Raw genomic sequence first — 22,132 nt, forward strand, 5'->3', positions numbered from 1 at the left:
CCCGGAAGCCTGGGGCCGGCCCGGCCGGGGAGCAGTGACAGCGCGCGCCACAAGGGCTGACATGCGGCGCCAGGCCCCGCGGGCGCCCGCACCGACGATCTGGGCCCGCACCGCCGCGCAGCTCGCGGACCACGCCGCGGAGCGCGGGGCGGATCGGCGGGCGCTGCTCGAGGCCGCGGGGCTCGCCGGCGCGGCGCTCGCCGATCCGGACGCCCGCGTGCCGCTCGCGGCGTTCTATGCGCTCATCGAGGCGGCCGCGGCGGCGACCGCCGATCCGCACCTCGGCCTCGACTTCGCGGCGCGCTTCGAGCCGGAGCACTTCGACGCGCTCGGCTTCCTGGCCATGAGCAGCCCGACGCTCGGAGAGTCGTTCCGCCGGATGCTCCGCTACCAGCAGATCTGGAACGAGGGCGAGCGCTACACGCTGGAGATCCGCGGGCGCCGCGCGCACCTCGGGTTCGTGCCCTTCGGGCCCGACCGGCCGGCCCACGGCCAGCTCGCGGAGATGTTCGCGTTCGACGCGCTCGTGAACGCCGGGCGCATGTGCGGCGCGCCGCTCCAGGCGCTCGCGGTGCGCTTTCGCCACGCGCCGGCGGGAGATCCGGAGGAGAAGGCGCGGCGGCTCGGCTCGCCGGTGCTGTTCGGGGCGCCGGCGACCGAGCTGGTCCTGCCGGTCGAAGAGCTCGCTCGTCCGCTGCCGCACGCGAACGAGGCGCTCGCCGCGTTCCTCGAGCGCCACATGAGCGCGGCCGCGGCGCGCCTGCCGGGCGCGGCGCCGCCCGCGCTGTCCGACCGCGTGCGCGCGCTCCTCGGCGAGCGGCTGCGCGAGGGGGCCGACCTGGGCGCGCTCGCGGCGCGCCTGCGGATGAGCCCGCGCACGCTCCAGCGCCGCCTTGGCGACGAGGGGACGTCGGTCCACGCGTTGCTCGACGAGGTCCGGCGCGGCCGCGCTGCGGCGCTCCTCGACGCGGACATGGCGATCGGGGAGGTGGCGTATCTGCTCGGCTATTCCGAGCCGAGCGCGTTCCACCGGGCGTTCCGGCGCTGGACCGGCGTGACGCCGGAGGCGTTCCGCGCCCGGACCAGGGGCGCAGCGCCGCAGTGAGCGGCCTGCGCCACCGGCTGGCCTGACGGGTTCCTTCACGCGCGCCCGGCCGCGGCCTGCGCCGCTGCCGGGCTTGCGCTCACGGGCCGGGGGGGGCGATCTCCAGCTTCGCCATCACGCTGCCGCTGCCCGTGAGGCTCGCCTGGATGTTCTCGACCGCCTGCGTGATCGCGTTGGTGGCCGGGATGAGGCACGCCCCCGCCTTCACGCTGCCGGTGGCCGCGCCCTCGAGGTTGCCGCCCGCCTGGACCACCGCCTCGGCGCTGGCGAGGAGCAGCTCGCCGCGCGCGTGCGCGACGACGAGCAGCCGCGGCAGGTTCGCCTTGAGCGTCGCGATCGCCGCCTCGACGTCGGCCCCACCCTCGATGTTGACCGCGGGCTCCTTGCAGCTGGCCTTCGCGCTCGCGCTCGCCTCGCAGGAGCCGCTGCACTCCGCGGACCCCTGGCACTCGGCGCTCGGCGGCTTGAGCTCGGCCCTGCACTTCGGCGCCTTGAACTGGACGTCGCACGAGCCCGAGCAATCGGCGTTGCACTGCACCTCTGCCTCGGCCGCGAACGAGCACGAGCCACGGCACTCGCCCGTACAGGTGCCCTGGCACTCGCCGCGGCAGTCGCCGCCGGCGGTCGTCGCGGAGCAATCGCCGTCGCACGTGCCCTCGCACGTCCCCTGGCACGTCCCCTCGCAGTGGACCGCCAGGTTGGCCGAGCCCTCGCACGAGCCGGTGCACTTCCCCTCGCACCGCCCCGAGAGCTGACCGGGATCGCAGCGCGCGACGATCTCCGCCGGGGTCAGCTGGCACTCGACGTTGGCGCTGCACCTCGCCTCGCAGTTCGCCTGCACGCTCGCGTCGACCGTGCAGCTCGGCGGCTGGAAGGTGATCGACAGGTCGGCCGTCGCGTCCCCGAGCGCGTCGACGGCGAGCTCACACCATTGCTCCGCCCGTTCGTTCGGCTTCGTCGCCGTGATCGTCGCCACGTCCGCGCCGAGGTCGAGCGCGATCGCCTGACAGGCGCTCGTCACGTCCGCCACGATGGCGCCCGCGGCGCCCGTGAAGTCCGACACGGACTGCATGAAGGCACCATAATTGAGCTCTGCTTCGCCCTCGAGACCCCATTCCACCGTGGCGAGATCGGCGCCCGGCGTGAAGTCGCGACAGCAGATGTCACTCTGCAGCTCCGAGACCTTGTCACACCCCATCGCCGGGATGACGGAGAGCCCCGCCAGCGCCAGCGGGAATGCCGCGATTCGCCACGTCACACGGATATTCATCGGGAAACTCCTTCGTTCTTTGTCGGGCGTGCCGCTGGTGCGGGACTGCCACGGAGAGCGGTGAAACCCCATGAGGGAGCACGCTCGCCTCCGAGCTCGGCCTGCAGCCGCCTCCGAAGCAGGGCGACAATAGCTCATAGATCGACCCACATGACAAGGCCCATGAGGCGGAATTGTTGCTCGTCTCGACGTCACCCTAGGGCGAAGCCCGTCAGCACGGGAGCCATCCACGACGAGATCTGTTGATGTTCATGTCGACGGCAGACGTTGGAAGAACGCCCGATCGCGGCCGTCCAGGGAGGGCTGAGGGGAGGGCTGAGGGAACGGCTGAGGGGACGGCTGAGGGCGCGCCATGACACGGCACGTCGTGGGTTCAACGAGCCTTCATCGAATCGCCGTTGCAGAGCTCGGCCGAGCCGTAGGACAATGGCCCCGTGATGACGCTCGACCCACGGCTCCCCCGGTTCGTGCAGCTCTCTCTCCTTCTCGCCCTGACGGCCGGTTGCGGCGCCTCGTCCGACGACGAGGGCCCGACGAGCGGCCAGGCCGCCGGCGAGCCGCCCAGGATGACCGGGATGACGGCGGCCCACAATGCCGCGCGCGCCGCCGTCGAGCCGCCCGCCGATCAGCCGGTGCCCCCTCTCGTGTGGTCGCCCGAGATCGCCGCGGTGGCTCAGGCCTATGCCGCCAAGTGCATGTTCGGCCATAGCGCGAGCGATTATGGCGAAAACATCTTCGCGTCGACCGGCTCGTCACCCACACCGGAGGATGTTGTCGCCTCGTGGGTCGACGAGGCGGCCAACTACGACCTTGCGAGCAATGCCTGCAGCTCCACCTGCGGCCATTACACTCAGGTGGTATGGGCCGACTCCCTGCGGCTCGGCTGCGGGGTCGCCGATTGCACGACCGGCTCGCCGTTCGGCGGTGGCACCTGGCAGCTCTGGGTGTGCAACTACGATCCTCCCGGCAATTTCGTCGGAGAGCGCCCCTACTGAGCCCGCGCGCGCGGGCCGACGACGCGCGCGCGCCGTCCTCGTCTCCTCCCCGCCCCTCGCCGGCTCTGGTATCGCAGCGGTGATGGACTTCGGGTGGACCCCTTCCCAGCGCGCCGTCCACGATCGCATGCGCGCCCTCGGCGCCGAGGCCGACGCCGCGGCCCCGGACGATCGCATGCGCGTCCTCGCCCGGGGCGGCGCCCTCGGCCTGCCGATCGCCCGCGATCTCGGCGGCGAGGGCCTCGACCTCGTCACGACGGCGCTCGCCTACGAGGGCCTCGGCGCGACGCTGCGCGACGGCGGCGTCCTGCTCGCCGCGGGGGCGCACCTCTTCGGCGTGGCGCTCCTGCTCGCGCGGGTGGGCACGCCCGCCCAGCAGCGCGCGTGGCTGCCGCGGATGGCGAGCGGCGCGAGCATGGCGACGGTCGCCGCGACCGAGGCCGGCGCGGGCTCGGACGTCGCGTCGGTGCAAGCAAGGGCCGACCGCACGGACGCCGGCTACCGGCTCACCGGCGACAAGCGGTACGTGACCTGGGCCGACCGGGCCGACGTGTACCTCGCGATCGCGCGCGACGGCAGCGGCGGCGCCGGAGGGACCCCGGCGCGCGGCCTCACCGCGCTGCTCGTCCCCCGCGCCGCGGGCGAGGGCGCCGCGCGCATCCTCCCCGGCGCGCCGCTCGCGACCGCGGGCCTCCGGAGCGCGCGGCTCGCGCCCGTCTCGTTCGCCGGCTGCGAGGTCGGCCATGACGCGCTCCTCGGCCGCGCCGGCGCCGGCCTTGCCGTCTTCCAGATCGCGATGACCTTCGAGCGCGCGCTCATCCTCGCCTTCCGCCTCGGCGCCATGGAGCGCGCCCTCGGCGAGGCCGTCCGTTTCGCCCGCGAGCGCGAGATCGGCGGCCAGGCGATCGCCCGCCACCAGGCCGTCGCGCACCGCCTCGCGCAGATGAAGCTGCGGCTGGAGACGTCGCGGCTGCTCATCTACCGCGCCGCGTGGGCGCTGGACCAGGGCGAGCGCGGCCAGGCCGAGGCCGCGCTCGCGAAGTGGCACACGGCGGACTCGGCCGTGGCGTCCGCGCTCGACGACCTCCGGCTCCGCGGCGGCGCTGGCTACCTCGAGGAGAGCGGCCTCCCCTCCGCCATCGATGACGCCCTGGGCGGCAGCATCCATTCGGGGACGTCCGACGTGCTCGCAACGATCGTCGCGCGGTGGCTGGGCGTCTAGCCGCTCGCCCGACGACGAACTACTGGCCAACCCTCGCCGGCGCCTTTACCAAGGTAGGGCTGCGCGGGCCGGCCGAGGGTCGCCGGCCCGCGCCCGTCCGCCGGCCCTTCAAGCCCAACCAGGAACGATATGACCGAAGCGACCGACAATCCCCTGCTCACTCTCGGCTTCGAGATCCCGTTCGATCGCATCCGGAGCGAGCACGTGGAGCCCGCGGTGCGCGCGCTGCTCCAGGACGCCCGCGCCCGGCTCGACGCGCTCGTCGCGGCGCCCGGCCCCCGCACTTACGACAACACCCTCGCCGCGCTCGAGGCCGTCACCGAGCGGCTCGACCGCGCCATGAACGTCGTCTCCCACCTCGAATCGACGTCCACCACCCCCGCGCTGCGCGCCGCGTACAACGCCGTCCAGCCGGAGGTCAGCGAGTTCCTGAGCGGCATCGCCCTCAACGAGGGCGTCTACGGCGCGCTCAAGGCGTACGCGGCCACGCCCGAGGCCGCGGCGCTGACGGGCCCGCGGCACCGCTTCCTGAAGAAGACCCTCGACGATTTCCGGAGGAGCGGCGCCGAGCTCGACCCGGCCGGCAAGAAGCGCCTCTCCGAGATCGACGTCGAGCTCGCCACGCTGACCCTGCGCTTCTCCCAGAACGTGCTCGACGCGACGAACGCCTTCGAGTTCGTGGTCGAGGACGCCGCCCGCCTCGCCGGCCTGCCGCCGAGCGCGGTCGAGGCGGCCCGTCAGGGCGCGAAGGACAGGGGCATCGAGGGGTACCGCTTCACGCTGCAGGCGCCGAGCTACATCCCCGTGCTCACGCACCTCGACGACGGCTCCATCCGCGAGCGCTTCTACCGCGCCTTCAACACGCGGGCGACCGAGGGCGACCACGACAACCGGCCGCTCATCCGCCGCATCCTCGAGCTCCGCGGCGAGAAGGCGAGGCTGCTCGGCTACGCGAGCTTCGCCGATCTCGTGCTCGAGGACCGGATGGCGAAGACGGGCGCCGCGGCGCGGCGCTTCGTCGACACGCTGCGGGCGCGCACCGAGCCGGTCTTCGCCCGCGAGAAGGAGGAGCTCGCCGCCTTCCGCCGCGAGATCGAGGGCCCGGACGCGCCGCCGCTCGCGCCGTGGGACGTCGCCTACTACGCCGAGAAGCTCCGCCGCGCCCGCTACGATTTCGACGACGAGGCGCTCCGCCCGTATTTCCCGCTGGATCGCGTCGTCTCCGGCCTGTTCGAGATCGCCCACCGCCTTTACGGCGTGCGCATCGCGCCCTGGCAGTCCGCCCCCACGTGGCACCCGAGCGTCCGCGCCTATCAGCTCGTCGAGCCGGACGGCGCCCAGAGCGCCGCTTTCTACCTCGACTTCGTGCCACGCGAGCAGAAGCGCGACGGCGCCTGGATGCACGGGCTCGTCACGGGCGCGCCGAGCGAGAATGGGCGCGCGGCCGGCGAGGACGCGCGCCACCTCGAGGTCCTCGCGGGCAGCTTCACCCCGCCGGTCGGCGGCCGCCCCGCGCTGCTCAACCACCGCGAGGTCGAAACGCTGTTCCACGAGTTCGGCCACATGATGCACCACGCCTCGAGCCGGGTGCCGATCCGGAGCCTCGCCGGCACCAACGTCGCCTGGGACTTCGTCGAGCTCCCCTCGCAGATCATGGAGAACTGGTGCTGGGAGCGGGACGCGCTCGACCTCTTCGCGCGCCACCACGAGACGGGCGTGCCGGTCCCGGACGACCTGCTCCAGCGGATGCGCGCGGCCCGCACGTTCCGCGCCGGCGCTGCGACGATGCGGCAGCTCGGCTTCGCCGAGATCGACCTCGCGCTCCACATGGACTGGACCGGAGAGCAGGGCGATGTCGTCGAGTTCGCGCGCGAGGTCCTCGGGCGTTACTCGCCTGTCCCGCTGCCCGAGGGTTACGCCATGATCGCCGGCTTCTCGCACCTCTTCTCGAGCCCGGTGGGCTACGCAGCGGGCTATTACTCGTACAAATGGGCCGAGGTGCTGGACGCCGACGCGTTCTCCCGCTTCCAGGAAGAGGGCCTGTTCAGCCGGAAGGTGGGCGACGCGTTCCGGAGCCAGATCCTCGCGCTCGGCGACACGCAGGACCCGATGGATCTCTACAGGAGCTTCCGCGGCCGCGAGCCCACCCTCGACGCCCTGCTCCAGCGCAGCGGACTCGCCTGAGCCTCCGGGGCGGCCCGGCGCCTCATCCATCACGGCTACACCCCAGACTCCCTCTCTGGCCATGTGACCGAACGGCGCTTTCGTGAGGCGTTGAGCAGGCTCGTTCGGTCACGCTCAGGGCGCGAAGCTTGGTTAGGGCCTACTCCCCATCCACCTCCGTGGGCGCGAGGAGGCCGTGTTCTTCGCGCGGCGCGGGGAGGGCCGATATCTGAGCCCAAATGACAAAGCTCCTCCGGCGAAGCCGGAGGAGCTTTGTCTCAGGTGAGTCCGGCGGGGTCCCCGCGCCGCGCGAAGAACACGGTCTCCTCGCGCCGGGCCCCCGTGGGATCACTGTATCTTGAAGTTGCAGGCCGACAGGGTGGCCGTTCCGATCGTCTGCGTCATCGCCCAGTTCGCGAGCGAAGCGACGCTGGCCTGCTCGGACCTGAACGCGTAGTTGCTCGCGAGCTGCACCTCGGTGCCGTTCTTCGGCCGGATGTACACCGAGTACCGCTTCGCCGCCACGTCGACCACCATCCGGACGGTATAGGTCGTCCCGCCGGTGTACGGGAACACCCGGAGCGCCTGGTACCTCGAGGCGTTCCGGACGCGGACATTGCCTTCCTCGTCGAAGATGACGATCGCGGCGAGCTGGGTCCACTGGCTCGCGGAGCCGCTCGAGAGGCCGACCACAGCGTCGATCTTCGACGCGCTCGGCGTCACGTCCCAGGTCGCCGTGAAGGTGCCCCGCTGGGTCGAAGGCAGCTGCGAATTGAACCACTTGCCCGCGTTGACGACCGAGCACACCGGCGCCGTCGGCGTGGGCGTGGTCGGCGTGGGCGTCGGCGTGGTCGGCGTGGGCGTCGGTGTCGTCGGCGTGGGCGTCGGCGTCGTGGTCGTCGTCCCGAACTCGAACGCGCCGATGTCGACCGCGCCCACGGCCGTCCGCCGCTGCGCGGAGCCGACGGCCGCGACCGCCGCCTTCGGCGGGTGGTACAGCGGCATCGCGAGCGGCGACGGGAACGTGCGCCCCGAGATCCCCGTCGTCGAGCTGACACCCGCGTTCCGCAGCGCGCTCGTCGAGAGCAGCGTCACGTCGCGGTTGCCGATGCTCGTGAAGCCGGGATCGCTCACGAACAGCGTCCCCGCGAAGCCGGAAGGCACTATCGTGCCCGGGGGCATGGCGTTGTTGACGCCCTTGATGAGCGGGCTGCCGGTCGTCCAGCTCGCGTCGTCACGGAAGACCTGAACGCTCCCGCCCCCGACGCGATGGAAGATGTTGTTGTGCAGCTCGATGCTCTCGATGCCATCGAACAGGTGGATCGCCGCGCTCGACCCCGCCATCAGCAGGAACGTGTTGTTCACGAACCGATACCGCCCGTTGGTGTCGCCCGTGCCGTCGCCGCCGACGCGGATCACGTACTGCGTGTGCGTCTTGCGGAAGACGTTGCCGACCACATCGGAGTCCTCCCGCGCGAGCCCCGGATCCTGCCCGTCGGGGCCGATGAGCTCGAGGTCCTTGTAGAGCCCGCCCTCGATCCAGTTGTAATAGATCTCGTTCCGCTCCGCGCGGGTCTTCACCGCGTTGCCGCCGGTTGCATCGTGGACATAGCTGTGCTGCATCCGGAACACGGAGCCCGGGTAGGCGGACTCATCCGTCGCGATGTAGATCGGGTGCTTCTGCGTACCGTTACCGCAGTTATAGACCTCCACGTATTCCACCAACAGCGAACCCGAATCGCTGTCGGCGCCCAGGATCCCGTGCGCTGGGCAATCGTGGATCACGGAGTCACGGATCGTGACATCGTGCCCGTGCTGGAAGATGCACCTCGAGGTGCCGCCCGTCACATCGAACCCCTCGAAGACGATGTGGTTCGCGTTGATCTCGATCGTGTTGGTGCCGCCCTTCAGGACGGGGCGCTTCCCGCCGACGCGCACGCCGCGGATCGTGATCTTCGAGGTGGGCGTGCCCCATTTCGTGAGCCTGATGTTGCCCGAATACGTGGCGTTGCCGTCGACCTCCACCACGTCGCCCGCCTGCAGTCTGCTGGCTACCTCACCGATGGTCTTGTAGGTGCGCGTGGGACCGACTTGATAGGTCGTGCCGGCCGCCTGCTCCTCCGCGTCCAGCTCCTCTGCAGTCACGTCCTCGTCGAGCGGCGCGCAGCCGAAGCCGACGATCGACATCGCCACGAGCGAGGCGATGAACTTACCGGCGGCAAACGACCGCGACCCAAAGCCTTGAGAAATTGAATGCATGGCTTTTTCTCCCCCGGCGTCGTCGAACCCCTGTGGTGAACAGGACCGTAACGGGCGAAAGCATCAGGGGGCAGAAGAGGAGCCTCCCGCTGCGTGCCTTCGCGCCGCGAACCATCGGTGCAGACCATTCAGCACCAGAGGGGCGGATACCGGCGCTCTCGTGAAACAACTTATTCCCGGATTAACACGACGGGTCAAGACGAAATGCTTTCGAAAACGAAACGAACACCCAATTAGGTCGCACACCTCGGCCGCTTTTCACATCACTGTTGCAAATTTTCGATGCAGAACTGCAATGCGCAGTCCGTCCGCTGATGTAAGGAAGGTATAGAGAAGTGGTCGCTCGCTCGCTTGAATGCAGACGAAATCCCCCGAAAATGTGGGTAAACCTTCAATGCGACAGGGTTCTCCATGTCGGTCAACGACCTTCACCTACCTTACCCCCGCATTCGCTATCTCAGCCGCGGCGCCTGTGACCCGAGGGAGGTCGCGCGCTTCCTCGGCGACACCGCTGCACCGCAAGCAAGAAAACAGCTCACGGCCCTGCTCGATCGCCTGGCGGAGCATTCGCTATGCGCGTCGCGGCTGGCCTGCCGCGGTCGGCGCGCGACACGGGCTCGCGGGAGATCGTGGAGAAGGACGACGGGCCGGCGTTCGACGGGGAGATCGGCGGCGTCCGCGCGGCATCGCGCTGCTCGCCGCGCGGGGGAGATCGGCGGGAATCGGCGGGCGCGCGAGCGGTCAGCGCCTCCCCTTGAAGCCCATCATCTGCTGCACCACCGCCTCGCTCTCCTCGGCGATCGCGCCCTCCTGCGCCGCGCGGTCGGCGCAGTCCTCACAGACCTTCTTCTTCTTGGTTCCGACCTTGATCGTCTTGAGCTCGTCGACCTCGTTATCGCATTCCCGGCACGTGGGCATCGCCACACCTTCCTTTCGCCGGGCCAGCATATCGCACCGATCCCGCGCGCGCCGAGATCGCGCCCCGGCGCCGCGAGCGGACCGCGCCGAGATCGCGCCCCGGCGCCGCGAGCGGACCGCACGGCTCGCCCGCCCGATGTTTGGCCCGGACGAGCCTCGCGACCTAGGCTCGCCGCGTCACGAGGACACCAAGGAGGCTCGCATGGATCGGAGGCAGGGCGCGCGCGCGCAGGTCGACTTCCCCGTCTCGGCGCTCGTCGATGGCCACCGGCACCGGTGTCGCGCGATCGATCTCTCCCCCACGGGGATGGTCGTCGAGCGCGCGCCCGCGCTGGCAGGCCGGGCGCTGCCCGCCGTGACCCCGTTCGAGCTCGACCTCGGGGTCGGGCGCCCCATCCGGCTGCGCGCCCGCCCGGTCTGGGACCGCGACAACCTGCTCGCCGTCCGCTTCGTGGTCATGAGCGACGCCGACCGGCTCACCATCGCCGAGCACCTCGACCAGCGCGTCCACCACCGCTCCCCCCTCCATTAGAGCGACGGTTAGAGCGACGGTCACCCGCTTCGGATACGGGCCCACCTCGACGTTTTCGGTGCTCAGCGCACCGGAGTGCGCTTGCGCGCCGAAAACGCCGATCTGGGCCCGTCTCCTGTGCGGGAGACCGCCGCTCTGCTGCGGCTCTGCTGCCGCCGTGCTCTGGATGGGGCAGAGGGGGGCGGAAACCGGTGGAGATGGGGCAGACGGGCGGGGGGAACGGCTTGAGACGGATGGGGGGGACGTCCTCGACATGATGCTCGCCTGCAAGGATGAAATCGCAGGATTGCAACGCGGGGAGGATGTGACCGGGACATCTATGCGAATTTTAAATCTATTTCCGTCTTCTCGCGGTGGCATGTGAGCTGCTAATTCACGGACGAGCGTTGCTGGTGCGGCCTCTCCCCCCCTAGGCCCCGGCGACGCTTTTTTTTTGTCGCTCGCTGGAGCGACGAGCGGTGGGCCACGCGGCTACGTGCGGGGCTCTCGTCGCCGGCGGGCGGCGGAGATCGACGCCCGCGGAATGCTGGCGGCAGAGCGGCGAAGCTCGTCGAGCGCGTGCTCGGGCAGGCGCGGCGCGCGCGGCTCGGCGGCGCTCGGCTCGGGAGGGGCGGGCGCGCGGGCGCCCAGGTACGGCCAGAGACTCTCGCGGATGGGCGCCGGCAGGACGTTCTCCAGGTACTCGAGCGCAGTCCCGCGGAGGTGGGCGTCGTCGGCGTGGAGCGCCCTGTAGGCGATCTCGAGCGGCTCGCGCTCCAGGCAAAGCGAGAGGACGCGGAACACGTGCTCCAGGCTGCGGCTCGTCCGCTCGACGAGCAATCGCTCGGCCAGCGGCGCCTCGACCGGGGGCGCGACGTTGGGGGGCTGGGCGTCCCACACCCGGCGACCGATCGCGATCTCCCGCATCGCCGCCTCGATCACGTCGTCGTGCCGCAGGTGGATCGGCGCGCGCTGCTGGAGGAGCCGCGCGAGGGCGACGCCGCACTGAAAACGCACCTCGAAGCGCTCGTCGGCGAGGCCCAGGATCAGGCCGTCGGCGGCGCGCTGGGTGGGACAGGCCTGGAGCACCCGCGGAATGCGGCGCCGGAGGGCGACGCTCACGGACGGATCGAGGAGCGCGTCGGTGAGCTGGCCGGTCGCGCGGGGGGCGACGGCGCGGAGCGCCCGGATCGCCTCGGAGGTGAGCCCCTCGCGCTCGAGGAGCGGGAGGAGGTGCGGCACGAGCGCAGGGTCCGGCTCCCGGACGAGCGCCCGGCGGATCCGCTCGGGATCGCCGGAGCGCAGGTCGGCCGTGGCGGCAAGCACCGGATCGGACGCCAGCGCGGCCGACGCGGCGCGCGCAGACAGCGGCCCGTCGACGCCCCTGCGATCACCCGCCGGAGGCCGCAGCGAGTCCCCGGGGGCGGGGGCGGAGAGCGGTGAACGGCCGGAGAGCGGTGAACGGCCGGAGAGCGGCGGGCCGGGGTGCGACGTGCGCTCGCCGTCGGCCGAGGCGCGCCCGGCGTGGTGCCGCGCCGCCGCGGCGTTCCGGAGCGCGGCGAGCTCGGCGCGGACCCTGTCGCGGCTGAGCGCGTCGACGGTGCCGCTCAGGGTGCGGCGGGTGGTCGCGTCGACGACGTTCGTCGGGTCGAGCGAGACGGCGCCGGAGCGCAGGCTGCCCTCGAGCGCGGCGACATAGCCCCGGTGCAGCCGAGGCGTGAAGAGCAACGTGACGCCCGCGGCCGCCGCGCCGAGGCCGAGCAGCAGCGGGAGCGACCCGCCCGGGGCGAGCACGAGCAGGGCCATCGCGAGGCCGCTGCCCGCCGCGGTGCCGATGCGGTCGAAGCCGACGTCGATGAGCGTCTTGATCGACCGCTTCTGGTCCGGGGGCAGGGGCGTGTAGAGCAGCTCGTAGCCCGACCGGAACAGCGAGTTCCGGAGCACCGCCTCGGTCGCGCGGACAATGGAGGCGGCCCAGAGCCGCGGCGCGACCACGAGGGAGAGGGTGCTCGCGACGACCGCGGCCGGGAGGATGCCCATGGTGGCGGCGAGCCCGAGCCGGTCGAGCGAGAAGGTGGCGGCGAGCGACTGCACGAGGAACGAGAGCACGCTCACCGAGAGATGGAAGAGCGCGAAGAACGAGAGCAGCGCGTTGCGGTCGGTCATCGCGGCGGCCGCCTCGGCGCTGAGAGCCACGTCGAACAACGCGCCGCTCACGGCGCCGAGCCCGACGAGCAGGCCGAGGTCGCGCAGGTGGCTGTTGTCGCGCAACGCGGCGAGCCCCGACCCGCCGGCGCCAACCTCGGTGCGTGCCACCTCAACCTCGGTGCGGGCCGCGTCAACCTGGGTGCGGGCCGCCTCAACCTCGGTGCCCCCCGCCTCAACCTGGGTGCGGGCCGCCTCAACCTCGGTGCGCCCCGCCTCAACCTCGGTGCGCCCCGCCTCAACCTCGGTGCGCCCCGCCTCAACCTCGGTGCGCCCCGCCCCGCCGGCGGCGCCGGCCGCGCGCGCGAGGCCGGCGCCCAGGTGGTGGGTGGCCCAGGCGGTGAGCGCGCTCACCGCGGAGAGGGCGAGGAGCATCGTCGGGGCGTCGATGAGGCGGCTGGCGCGCCAGGCGAACAGGCCGCCGATCACGCCGCCGACGGTCCCGCCGCCCGCGATGCGCCCGATGGAGTGGCGGGCGGTGTGGGGGTCGAAGCGCTCGTTGACGAGCGACCAGAAGGCGGAGATGAGCGTCGCGCCGAAGACGGCGATGTGCAGGTAGAAGACGAGGGCGGCGGCGCCGGGCGCGCGCCGGGCGAGGTCCCACTCCAGGGCGAGCAGCACGGAGCTCGCAGCGAACGTGGCCGGGACGACGCGCGCGGGGGAGAGCTGGAGGAGCGCACGCGAGAGCAGGACGACGGCGGCGAACGACAGGACCGCGCCGGCGGCCATGACCTTGGGGACGTCGGCCGCGCCGAAGCTGGCGAGGAAGAGGGCGTCCCGGGTCGCCCGGCCGGCGACCTGCTGGGCGATCATCGCGCCCGAGGCGATGGCCGCGAGGAGGACGGGCCTGTCGCTCGCGCTGTCCTCTCCCACCTGCGCCCTGGGCATCCTAGGCGGGTTCGGCGGCGAGCACGCGGGCGTCGGTGACGATGGTCCCGAGCGGGACGTCACCCGGGGTCGCCGGCACCTCGGCGACGAGCTGGAAGTCGAACACGACGCCCACCGCATGCGCCGGGGGGCAGAAGCGCGGCAGGGTGCTGTCGTAGTAGCCGGCGCCATAGCCGATCCGGTGCCCTCGGGCGTCGATCTGCAGCGCGGGCACGACGATGACGTCGAGCGCGGCGGCCTCCTCGTCGGTCGCGTCGGGCTCGCGGAAGCCGAGGCCGCGCTCCTCCATGGCCTCGGGGTCCTCGACGAAGCGGAAGGTCATGGCGCGCGACTCGGGGTCGATGGAGGGGTACGCGACCCGGGCGCCGCGGGCGCGCAGCAGCGGATCGAGCTCCCGGAGGTCGACCTCGTTGCGCCCCTCGATCGGGTAGAAGAGCGCGACCCGCCGGGCCGCGGCGAGGGCCGGCAGCTCCGCGAGCGCGCGCTGGATCCGGCGCGATCGCTCGAGGATGGCGTCGTGGGGGATGGAGCTGCGGACGGCCCGAGCGCGCTTCCGCAGCTCGGCTTTGGCGCGGTAGCGCAGGGCGGCCTCGGCGTCGGGGTCCATGGCTCGGTGGTTCCTCCGGCGCGCATCCTAGAGAGCCGCCCCGGGCCGGGGAACCGCCATGTGCGAAATCGGTGTGAGGTGGCGCAGTTGGCCCCAGGTGTGGCGCCCTTGCACGGAGGGCGGGCAACGGCCGCGCTCCGAGCGCGGGGGGAGCGGGACGGGCGGGAGCGACCGCGCCGAGGCCGCAGCTGCGAGCGGCTGGCCAGGGTGAGCCCACGGACGAGCCCGGTGGCACCGTTCGTGCTGCTGCCGGCGGCCGCGCGGATGGCGGCGCCGCCGCGCGGTCCGCACAGGCAGCTGGTAGCATCCTGATCGCGGAGAGACGATACCGGAGCGGTGCGATCGCGGGGGGCAGGAGCCCCCGACGCCGGAGGAAGCGATGTTCTGGGAGGATTTCAAGAAGTTCGCGGTTCGTGGCAATGTCGTCGACATGGCCGTGGGCGTCGTGATCGGCGCGGCGTTCGGCAACATCGTCAAGACGCTGGTAGATCACCTGATCATGCCGCCGATAGGCCTCCTGACGGGCGGCATCGATTTCAGCCGGCACTACATCGTCCTGAAGTCGCCGAGCGGGCCCGGTCCGTACGCGACCCCCGAGGAGATGGTGAAGGCCGGCGCGGTGCTCCTCCAGTACGGGGTCGTCATCAACAGCCTGGTGAGCTTCTTCATCGTCGCGCTCAGCGTCTTCCTCCTGGTGCGGCTCATGGGGAAGCTTCAGAGGCAACACGCGGAGGAGGTGACGACGAAGGAGTGCCCCGAGTGCGCGATGAGCATCCCCATCAAGGCGGTGCGCTGCGGGCACTGCACGGCGGCGCTGAAGGGCGCGTAACGCGAAACGGAGAGGTCACCGCGTGGGCGGCGCAGCTGGCGCCGCTCGCCGGCGAGCGGGCTCTCCGTCGAGGCAGAGCGCGTCGACGCCGGGTTCGCTGGAAGGGGCGCTCGACCGCGGATCGCCGCGCTCTGCCTCAATGGTTCTCGACGGGCACGCCGGCCTCGAGCACGGCCTTCTTCAGCGTCAGAATTTCCTGCTGGGCGTCGGTGAGCTCCATCGAGTGAAAGCCGGACGGCGCGGTCGAGCCCATGTGGATCGGGGCGACCGCGGTCTCCAGGATCGGGATACCATCGAGCCTGCGCTGGTCGGTGCGTGGCCTCGGCTCGCTGAGCAAGGAGAGCAGGCTCGGAGACGCGGTGACCCGAGGGCTCAGCGCGTTCACGCGATCGGGCGCGAACAGCTCGAGCGCGGTGCGCGCGATGCACGTATGGTCGAGTGTTCCGTGGAACGGCACGCCGCGCGGAGCCCAGGGCGAGACGACGAGGGCCGGCACGCGAACGCCGAGCGTATCGAACGGCGCCGCCTCGCTCGCGGGCGACGGCGGCGGGCGCACGTGGTCGTAGAACCCGCCATGCTCGTCGTAGGTCACGACCAGCGCCACGTGCGGCCAGGACGGGCTCGCGATCAGGTGGTTGTAGATGCGCGCGATCAGGTTCTGACCGCGCGCCACGTCGGCCGGGGGATGGTCGTCATTCGCCCAGTTCAGGAGCGCGTCCACGTCGACCAGCGTGAAGTTCGGGTCGATCCACGAGACGCTGGGCAGCGTGCCTTCACGGCAGGCCCTGTAGAACGAGGAGATCTTCGCGATCGGCAGCCCGCGGTGGCCCTTGTATTTCTCGACGGTCCGCAAGAACGCGATGTCGTGCGAGTAGTAGCGCCACGAGTCGACCGGCAACAGGTCGAAGAACGTCGCGTGGTCGATCCATTGCAGGTTGCCCGTGCGCCCGCCGCTGGTCCCGCAGAGCGCGAAGAACCGGTTCGGCCACGTCGGGCCCGCGAACGAAGCGAACCACCGGTCGCAAACGACGTACTGTCGCGCCAGGCTATCGTACGTCAGCAGATCACGCTGGTCGTACCAGCCCATGATCTCGGCGACGTGGCTGTTCGTGCTGTAGCCTTTCACGAAGCCGTCCATCGCGCCGCCGTTGATCTGCCGCACGACCTCCTTCCGGTGGTGATGCGGGCGGATCCGGACTCTCGTGCTCTCGAGATGATATCCAGTGATCGGCGTGCCGTTATCGTCCGAGTTCGTCGCGCCGATCACTCCATCGACGTCCATGCCCGTGCCGCGCAGGTAACCCAGCATGTGATCGAAGGAGCGGTTCTCGAGCATCACGATGACCAGATGACGAATGTCTGCCATGTTCCACCGCTCGCTTTCCCATGCGGCTCAGCGCTGTGCCGGTCGACGCGGCCGCGCAGGGCCAGTTTCACCATCGTGAATTCATCTACCGAAACCTGCCAGCGGAGAAGGAGATCCAAGGTCTCCGAAGACGTCAAGCCCCAGCTGCGGGGACCTGACCCGGCTTGACTGAAACTTTTCCATGCGCTCCGACGTCCCCTGAAAAGCGGTGCAATTCAACAACTTGTCCATGCGCCGGTGGGACCGCGTTCACGCCGCGGGCCGCGGGAGGCATCTTCGGTGCGCGGGGACGTTGCTCCTCGGCTTCCGGTTGGCGCTCCAGGGCGCCTGTGCGAGAGGTGCCTCATGACCTTGCGCCCGCTCCGCGCCCTCGCGCCCCTGCTCGTCGCCGCGTGCACCGTCAAGGCGCCGCCGCCCGCCGCGCCGGCTCCCCTTCCCTCGCCCTCCGCCGCGCCGGGCCAGAGCGCGGCCGCCTCGCCGGGCCAGAGCGCGGCCGCCTCGCCGGGCCAGAGCGCGGCCGCCGCGGCGCCGCGACGGCCAGCGTGGGTCGAGCGCAGCAACCAGCATGCGAAGATCCTCCTCGACGTGCTCGCCAGGTTCTCGCCGGAGCGCGCCAGCGCGCTGGGGGTCGAGCGCGCCGACCAGGAGGTCTCCGATCTGTCGCCCGGCGTCGAGGCGCGACTGCGCGCGGCGTACCGCGAGGCCATCGCGGAGCTGGAGAAGCGCCGAGCGGCCGAGAAGGACCCAGCGGTCGCCGAGGATCTTCAGATCTTGCTGGACGCCGCGGACCGGGCCGTCCGCGGGTCCGAGCTCGAGGAGAGGACCCGGGTCACCTATGTGCACGTCACGGGGCTCGTGTTCGAGGGCATCTCGACCCTGCTCGACGACCGCATCCCGCCGCCGCGCCGAGCCACGGCCCTCGCGCGGCTCCGGCGGTACGCCGGGCTGGAGGCGGGCCACGCGCCCATCGCCGAGCAGGCGAGGAAGAGGCTCGACCAGGAGTTCGGGAAGCCCGGCTTGCTGGCGCCCTCCAGGGTGGAGATCGAGCGGCACCTCGCCACCAACGCCCGCGTGCGGGAGGGTATCGGCGAGCTCTTCCGGAAATACGGCATCAGCGGCCACGAAGAGCCGCTGGCAGCGCTGAATCGTCAGCTCGAGGCGTACGACGCGGCGCTGCGCAAGGACGTCCTCCCGAAGGCGCGGACCGACTTCGCGCTGCCGCCGCCGCTCTACGCGTACATGCTCGAGCTGCATGGCGTCGACATCCCGCCCGCCGAGCTCGCTCGTCTGGCGCACGCCGCCTTCGACGATCTGAAGGCGCAGATGCAGAAGCTCTCGCTGCCCATCGCGAAAGCGCGCAACTTGCCGAGCGCGGACTACCGAGACGTGATCCGCGCCCTGAAAAAAGAGCAGCTCGTGGGCGAGGCGATCGTGCCGCATTACAAGGAGCGGCTCGCCCAGATCGAAGAGATCCTCCGGAAGGAGCGCCTCGTCACGCTGCCGGAGCGGCCGGCGCGCATCCGGCTCGGCACCGCCGCGGAGAGCGCCGAGATGCCGGCGCCGCGCATGCGGCCGCCGCGGCTGCTCGACAACCAGGGAGAAGCGGGGGAGTTCGTGCTTCCGCTCAGCCTGCCTGGGCCCTCTGACCAGCTGCGGAAGATCGACGATTTCACCTATGCCGCGGCGTCATGGACGCTCACCGCCCACGAGGCGCGCCCCGGGCACGAGCTCCAGTTCGCCTCGCTCGTCGAGCGGGGCGTCTCGCTCGCCCGGGCCGTCTTCGCGGAGAACAGCGCCAACATGGAGGGGTGGGCGCTTTACTCGGAGGCCATCCTGCTCCCGTTCATGCCGCCCGAGGGCCAGCTCGTCTCCCTGCAACACCGCCTGGTCCGGGCCGCCCGCGGCTTCCTGGACCCGGAGCTCCAGGCGGGCAAGATCACGCCGGCCGCCGCGCGGACCTTCCTCGAGAAAGAGGTGGTCCTGTCGCCGCCCCTCGCGCAATCCGAGGTGGAGCGTTACACCTTCCGCGCACCGGGGCAGGCGACCTCGTACTTCTACGGGTTCACCCGGCTGATGGAGCTGCGGCGAGAGACCGAGGCCATGATGGGCCCGCGCTTCGACGCGCAGCGGTTCCACGACTTCGTGCTCGCCCAGGGCATCCTGCCGCCGAAGCTGCTTCGCAAGGCGGTCATCGAGCGCTTCGTGCCGGCACAGCGGGCGCCGTGAGCGGCGGAGGGCGCGCGGCTCGCTCTGGACGAGCTCCTGCGCGCCGTCGTCCGGGATCGGATCCGGGCGCAGCCACACATTGATCCGCGGGTCTTAGTACTGCACCCCGAAGTAGTAGAGCCCCGTCGCCTGGTCGAGCTCCTTCCCCGTGAACACGTACGCTCGCCTCAGCTCGTACCGCGAGTCCGACGCGTCTATCCACAGCTCCCCGCTCGGGAAGTACTCGTCCCGCTGCGTCAGCGTCTGCTCGTTGTTCGACGCGAAGCTCGTGCTGCCCAGGTGGTCCGGGTGGTAGTACAGCGTCGGCGGGTCACGGAACCAGTCAGGATCCATCTTGCTCGCTATCCGCGTCTGCCCCGCATAGATGTGCTTGGTGACGAACCGCCCGTCCCGCAGCGTCAGGTGCTGGTCGTGGTACGCCGTCTCCTCCTCGCCGCTCACGTAGTGCAGGTGCACCCGCCGCTCCCCGTCGCCGTCGTACAGCATCCGCGACAGCACCTGAGTGTTCTGCGTCACCCGCGTGATGCGGTTCTCCTCGTTCCAGTCCGTCGTCCGCGTGCCCGCCGGGTACGTCCAGCCGGTCTGGTTGCCGCTCGCGTCATACCGCATCTCCCGCAGCCACGGGGCCGACTCCGCCACGAGCTGCTCCTCGATGCGTTTCGGCGCGTGCGGCTGCGAGCCCGTGTACTGGTACTCCGGCCAGTACGTCTGCTCCCGGATCGGGTGGCCCTCCTTCCATGGGTCGCACTCCTCCTCCTCCGGGGGGCACGTTCGCGGCTCGTACCGGTAGCTCGCCTGGTCCTTCGTCAGGATGTTGCCAATCTCGTCGTACGAGAGCGACAGCCGGTACCGGTACTGCCAGTCTCTCCGGTCCTGGTACGTCCCCCTCGCCGAGATCAGCTGGTACAGATCGTCGTACCCGTACTCCTGCGTTGTCGGCCCCACCAGCACCGACCCCGGCATGTCCTGCTCGTACGGCACCTCGTTCCGCACGCGCTCCAGGTTGCCTGCCGGGTCGTACGAGTACCGCATCCGCTGGAACGCCCGCGCCGGCCGGCCGCGCTCCGCGAGGTACCGGTCGCGGTGGTCCGCGTTGATCTCCTGAAGCCGCCGCGACTTCTCGTAATACCGGTACGACGTCGCGATCCCGTTGCCGTGCACCACCCTCACCCGCTGCTCGAACTCGTCGTACCCGATGTGCATCAGGTACTGCGTCACCGCCGGCTCGTCCGGATGCTGCGGGTTGATCTGCGTGTTCGTTCCCACGGCCGACCGGACCAGGCCCCCTCGGTCGTAGCCGTACGTCACGACCTCCGCCCCGGAGCCAGGGAACTTCAGCGACAAGAGCCGCCCGAACCCGTCGAAGTCGTACTCCATCGTCGCCTGGTACGGGCCCCGGTGCGGCTCCCGCAGCCGGGGGAACTCCGTCGTCAGCTTCGCCACGTTCCCCAGCCGGTCATACCAGAACGTCCTCTTCCCCGCCTCGCTCTGCTCCTCCACCAGCCGCCCGGCCCGGTTACCGTGATCATCGCCTGCCTCGCCCGGCGCGCCGTACACATACGTCACGTCCGTCGAGTCCGGGTAGTTCACCCGCCTGAGCCGGTTGAAGTCGTACTCGTACCGGATCAGCTTGCCCGCACCTTCCGCCAAGAGCTTCGCCGTCTGCCGCGCCCCGACGTTGCCCGACCGGTCGTAGCGCCACTCCGTGCGCCCCATGTCCGGGCTCGTCAGCGTCACCATCCGCCCCAGCGTGTCGTACGCCGCCGTCGTCACGTTCCCGCGCGTGTCCGTCACCCGCACGAGCTCGTCGACCGCGCTGTACCCGTACCGCGTCATCAGCGTCGTCCACGCCTCCGACCCGCGCAGCCGATTGCGCTCCTCGACCGCCACGATCGCGTTGTCCACGTCCTGGTACGCCTTGCGCACCTTCCCCTTCGGGTCGACCTCCGTCGCCACGAACATCGCCACGCCATCGAGCTCGTCGATATCATAGCTCGTCGTCGTCACCGCCTCGCCGGTCTCGGCCGCCTCATCCGGCTCCCTCCGCTCGACGATGCGCGAGAGCACGTCGTACTCGAACGTCGTCGGGTGCTTCAGCGCCACGTCCACGAACGCCGTCGCCTCCCCCGTCGCGAACACCGGCTGCCCCTGCTGCCAGACGCGCCCCCGCTCGTCCAGCACCACCCGGCCGCTCACGCTCATCCCCACCATCGGAGCGGCCCCCGTCCCTGGATCCTTCTCCAGGTCCTTCTTCGTCTGGATCACCCGGTCCAGCCCGTCGATGAACGTCACCGTGTCGATCGGCTCCCCCGGGTGCTGCACGTCCTTGTGCCGCGTCCGCGCCCACGCCGGCAGCGCGACGCTCTCCCCGGGCTGGAGCGCATACTCGAATGTGATCGTCGCCTCCTCCGCCGTCAGCGGATCGTCCGGACCGAACACCGCCCGCAGGCGCCCGAACGCGTCGAAGTCGTAGTGGACCTCATGGCCGTTGACGTCCCGCACCGCGCTGACCGCGCCGTAGCGGTAGTCCGTCGACGTCTCCGAGAAGTAACCGAACGAATCGTCCACCCGGGAGAGGTACGTCTCCGCGACATCGTCGTACTCGTACGTCAGCGTGAAGCCCCGCGGCTCGATCACCTGCTCCAGGTTGCCGTACGCGTCGTGCGTGAACCTCCATGTCGGATTCGTCGACGCGTCTCCCGTGTACGGCGCGCCCGTCGCCGGATCCTTGCCGCCGATCACCGTGCTCGTGATCCACTCCACCGCCCCGGTCACCTCATTGTACCCGGCGGTGCGCCCGCGCAGCAGCGTCCCCGCGCTGTCGCGCACCTCGACGCTGTCCGCCCGCACGATGTGCGGCCCGTCGTACGTCACGTGGTGGATCGTGGTCGCGACGTCGTCCTCCGGCGTGCCTGGCTCGCCGTGCTCGATCACCTCGATGAGGTTGCCGCGGTCGTCCCAGTCCCGCTCCTCGCTCGTCTGTTTGCCGGGCGCGCTCGGGTCCGTCGTCTTGCCCTCGTACCACGACATCGTCCGCAGCTCTTCCCTGGGGAAGAACGAGCCCGTCAGCGTCGCCTGCGCCCCGGGCGCGCGATAGGCCACCTGCTGCCGGCTGAACAGCCGCCCCTCGGCGTCCTGCTCGATCACCTCGGCCACCAGCCCGCGACGGTAATAGTCCTGGTTGTGGTAACGCGTCACGATCTGCGAGCCGTCCTCGCGCGTCGCCGTCACCTGCGCGAAGCCGTAGTCCTCGCGCTCCGCCCGGTCGTAGAACCCGCTCTGGTGGTAATCGAACGTGTGCACGTAGGCGGGCGTGCCCATGCCGTCGTCCACCTCCACCCGCGACAGCACCCACTTGCTGCCGGGCATGTCCACGCTCAGCTCGTCCGGGCTGCTCGCATACGCCACCTTGTTGCCCTCACGCGCATAGTCCAGCCGGATGCTGCCGCCAAGCGGACGGACCACCCGCGACAGGCGGTTGGTCTTGCCCGTCAGGTTCAGCCGCGCCCGCAGCGCCGGGTCGCTCTCGCGCAGCATCCCCACGATCCACTCATTGACTCACCGGCGC

14 protein-coding genes are annotated in these 22,132 nt (G+C 71.0%); 7 read left to right on the plus strand and 7 right to left on the minus strand.

The features are described from left to right. Positions 1-61 precede the first annotated feature (61 nt). On the plus strand, positions 62-1,105 hold the full coding sequence (locus WME95_RS37955) for an AraC family transcriptional regulator ligand-binding domain-containing protein (protein ID WP_437904186.1): 1,044 nt from the start codon (positions 62-64) through the stop codon (positions 1,103-1,105). A 79-nt stretch (positions 1,106-1,184) separates the two neighbouring features. On the opposite strand, the gene WME95_RS37960 is transcribed toward WME95_RS37955, so the two are convergent. Further along, a complete protein-coding gene (locus WME95_RS37960; RefSeq protein ID WP_437904187.1) occupies positions 1,185-2,375 on the minus strand; it encodes a hypothetical protein in 1,191 nt (396 codons plus the stop codon). Between the two features lie 437 nt (positions 2,376-2,812). Between WME95_RS37960 and WME95_RS37965 the strand changes: the two genes are divergently transcribed. From WME95_RS37965 to WME95_RS37975, 3 genes are all read left to right on the plus strand, one after another. Then, on the plus strand, positions 2,813-3,370 hold the full coding sequence (locus tag WME95_RS37965; protein WP_437904188.1) for a CAP domain-containing protein: 558 nt from the start codon (positions 2,813-2,815) through the stop codon (positions 3,368-3,370). 82 nt (positions 3,371-3,452) lie between these two features. Then, the gene (locus WME95_RS37970; RefSeq protein ID WP_437904189.1) at positions 3,453-4,592 is read left to right on the plus strand and encodes an acyl-CoA dehydrogenase family protein; all 1,140 of its coding nucleotides are present in this window, start codon (positions 3,453-3,455) and stop codon (positions 4,590-4,592) included. A gap of 129 nt (positions 4,593-4,721) precedes the next feature. Then, positions 4,722-6,776: a M3 family metallopeptidase gene (locus WME95_RS37975; RefSeq protein ID WP_437544778.1), complete on the plus strand. Its 2,055-nt coding sequence runs from the start codon at positions 4,722-4,724 to the stop codon at positions 6,774-6,776. Positions 6,777-7,103: 327 nt separating this feature from the next. On the opposite strand, the gene WME95_RS37980 is transcribed toward WME95_RS37975, so the two are convergent. Then, the gene (locus WME95_RS37980) at positions 7,104-9,014 is read right to left on the minus strand and encodes a hypothetical protein (protein WP_437904190.1); all 1,911 of its coding nucleotides are present in this window, start codon (positions 9,012-9,014) and stop codon (positions 7,104-7,106) included. 741 nt (positions 9,015-9,755) lie between these two features. Continuing rightward, on the minus strand, positions 9,756-9,932 hold the full coding sequence (locus WME95_RS37985; protein ID WP_437904191.1) for a hypothetical protein: 177 nt from the start codon (positions 9,930-9,932) through the stop codon (positions 9,756-9,758). A 202-nt stretch (positions 9,933-10,134) separates the two neighbouring features. Between WME95_RS37985 and WME95_RS37990 the strand changes: the two genes are divergently transcribed. After that, positions 10,135-10,464 carry a PilZ domain-containing protein gene (locus WME95_RS37990; RefSeq protein WP_437544781.1) on the plus strand — a complete coding sequence of 110 codons (330 nt, stop codon included), beginning with the start codon at positions 10,135-10,137 and terminating at the stop codon, positions 10,462-10,464. Positions 10,465-10,935: 471 nt separating this feature from the next. On the opposite strand, the gene WME95_RS37995 is transcribed toward WME95_RS37990, so the two are convergent. Together WME95_RS37995 and WME95_RS38000 are read right to left on the minus strand one after the other, a co-directional pair. After that, entirely contained in the window at positions 10,936-13,521 is a 2,586-nt protein-coding gene (locus WME95_RS37995) for a hypothetical protein (protein WP_437904192.1), read from the minus strand. 16 nt (positions 13,522-13,537) lie between these two features. Continuing rightward, the gene (locus tag WME95_RS38000; protein ID WP_437544784.1) at positions 13,538-14,143 is read right to left on the minus strand and encodes a 5-formyltetrahydrofolate cyclo-ligase; all 606 of its coding nucleotides are present in this window, start codon (positions 14,141-14,143) and stop codon (positions 13,538-13,540) included. A gap of 379 nt (positions 14,144-14,522) precedes the next feature. Between WME95_RS38000 and mscL the strand changes: the two genes are divergently transcribed. Further along, positions 14,523-14,972: a large conductance mechanosensitive channel protein MscL gene (mscL, locus tag WME95_RS38005; RefSeq protein WP_437544785.1), complete on the plus strand. Its 450-nt coding sequence runs from the start codon at positions 14,523-14,525 to the stop codon at positions 14,970-14,972. 136 nt (positions 14,973-15,108) lie between these two features. Here mscL and WME95_RS38010 read toward each other — a convergent pair whose 3' ends face one another. Then, entirely contained in the window at positions 15,109-16,338 is a 1,230-nt protein-coding gene (locus WME95_RS38010; RefSeq protein ID WP_437904193.1) for a phospholipase C, read from the minus strand. Between the two features lie 345 nt (positions 16,339-16,683). Here WME95_RS38010 and WME95_RS38015 point away from each other — a divergent pair, with 345 nt between their 5' ends. Further along, positions 16,684-18,564 carry a DUF885 domain-containing protein gene (locus tag WME95_RS38015; RefSeq protein ID WP_437904195.1) on the plus strand — a complete coding sequence of 627 codons (1,881 nt, stop codon included), beginning with the start codon at positions 16,684-16,686 and terminating at the stop codon, positions 18,562-18,564. 93 nt (positions 18,565-18,657) lie between these two features. Here the strand turns inward: WME95_RS38015 and WME95_RS38020 are convergent, their stop codons facing one another. Then, entirely contained in the window at positions 18,658-22,101 is a 3,444-nt protein-coding gene (locus WME95_RS38020; RefSeq protein WP_437911069.1) for a toxin TcdB middle/N-terminal domain-containing protein, read from the minus strand. Positions 22,102-22,132: the final 31 nt, after the last annotated feature.

It is taken from the genome of Sorangium sp. So ce327, assembly GCF_051530205.1.
In the GTDB taxonomy this organism is placed as follows: Bacteria; Myxococcota_A; Polyangia; order Polyangiales; family Polyangiaceae; genus Sorangium; species Sorangium cellulosum_B.